Below are 1457 nucleotides of genomic sequence, written 5' to 3' on the forward strand. Positions count from 1 at the left end.
GATATGGTATTTACGGCGGACAAGTATTTTACCTTTATGCTGAATCTTACATTGCCGTTCGGATTTTTATTTGAAATGCCTCTGGCCGTCATGTTTCTGACACGGCTCGGAATCGTGAATCCAACCCGGCTGGCAAAGGCGCGGAAGCTTTCGTATTTTGTGCTGATCGTCGTCTCGGTGCTGATTACGCCTCCGGATTTTATGTCTGACTTTCTCGTCATGATTCCGCTGCTTGTCCTCTATGAAATCAGTGTGACGCTGTCCCGCATCGTTTACCGGAAGAAATGGGCCGAGGCGGCGTCTGCAGCTTAGTGAAGTTCGCCTCCGCCGGTCTCAATATCGTCCTCATGCGCCGCGGCGGTCACCGCGGCGATTTTGAGCGCTTTTGTCACGAGATCCAGGCTGAGGCTCGGCGCAGACTTCTGCAAAGTTTGCTCCGGTATGTACGGGATGTGTATAAACCCGCCGCGGATGTGGGGATGATGGCAGGCGATTTCATCCATCAGGCCGTAAAAGAGATGATTGCATACAAACGTCCCCGCCGTGTAGGATACAGCCGCGGGAATGCCTTCCTTTTTGATTTCCTCAACGATCCGTTTGATCGGAAAGCCGGTCCAATAGGCCGCGGGACCGTCTTGAGAAATGTTTTCCCCGGCAGGCTGGTTTCCTTCGTTATCCGGTATGCGCGCCTCATTGAGATTGATCGCAACCCGTTCCGGCGTGATCTGCATTCTGCCGCCTGCCTGTCCGACACAGATGATAATGTCAGGCTGATGCTTTTTGATCGCCTCGCGCAGCACGGCAAGAGACTTATAAAAAACGGTCGGCACTTGTTCAGATACGATAGAGGCGGGGCCCTCAGCGGCACCGTCCAGCCGTTTGACCGCTTCCCATGAAGGATTGACCGTTTCCCCGCCAAAGGGGTCAAAGCCTGTCAGCAATACTTTTTTCTCCATATAAAACCCTCCTTTTCTTTTTACCATACTCTATAATGGACATATATTCCTGCCGAAGGGGGAAACATGTCTTGAATTCGCCTCTGATGCAATACCGATCTTTATTTCCGGCGCTCCGCACACATACGATGCTCGCCAGCTGCTCTCAAAGCGCTCTTGCCCTGCCGGTTTCAAAAGCGATCAATGACTACCAGGAAAGCCTGCTTCAGCATGGGGGAAACTGGGAAGAAGCCATTGGACGAACGGAGCAGGCAAGGTGTGAATTTGCGAAATTGATCGGCGCCCATCCTGAAGAAATCGCCGTTTTACCTTCAGTAACGGCTGCTGTCTCTGCCGTCGTTTCTGCTTTACCGGATAGCCGAAAGAAACAGGCGGTGTATACGGAATTGGATTTTCCGGCGATCGCCCACATTTTGAAGGCGCAGACTGAGATGGAGCTTTCAGTCGTGCCGTCTGAAGATGGAATGATCCCGTTAGAGCGGTATGAGACATACATATCGG

General features: G+C 52.1%; 3 protein-coding genes. 2 read left to right on the forward strand and 1 reads right to left on the reverse strand.

The genetic code is table 11. The annotated features are described in order from the left end of the window. Nucleotides 1–312: twin-arginine translocase subunit TatC (locus ACFVSN_RS45125; RefSeq protein ID WP_387959321.1), on the forward strand; the 312-nt coding region annotated here is incomplete at its 5' end. On the opposite strand, the gene pcp is transcribed toward ACFVSN_RS45125, so the two are convergent. After that, on the reverse strand, nt 309–956 hold the full coding sequence (gene pcp / locus ACFVSN_RS45130; RefSeq protein WP_014416826.1) for a pyroglutamyl-peptidase I: 648 nt from the start codon (nt 954–956) through the stop codon (nt 309–311). The genes ACFVSN_RS45125 and pcp overlap by 4 nt on opposite strands. 71 nt (nt 957–1027) lie before the next feature. Here pcp and ACFVSN_RS45135 point away from each other — a divergent pair. Then, nucleotides 1028–1457, forward strand: a 430-nt coding sequence (locus tag ACFVSN_RS45135; protein ID WP_387959323.1) for an aminotransferase class V-fold PLP-dependent enzyme, incomplete at its 3' end; no start/stop codon positions are given.

The organism is Kitasatospora sp. NPDC057904, assembly GCF_042887925.1.
GTDB lineage: Bacteria > Actinomycetota > Actinomycetes > Streptomycetales > Streptomycetaceae > Kitasatospora.

What these genes read in the sequence shown, in the direction of transcription:
- pcp (WP_014416826.1), bottom strand. Translation starts at nt 956, where the DNA reads ATGGAGAAAAAAGTATTGCTGACAGGCTTTGACCCCTTTGGCGGGGAA.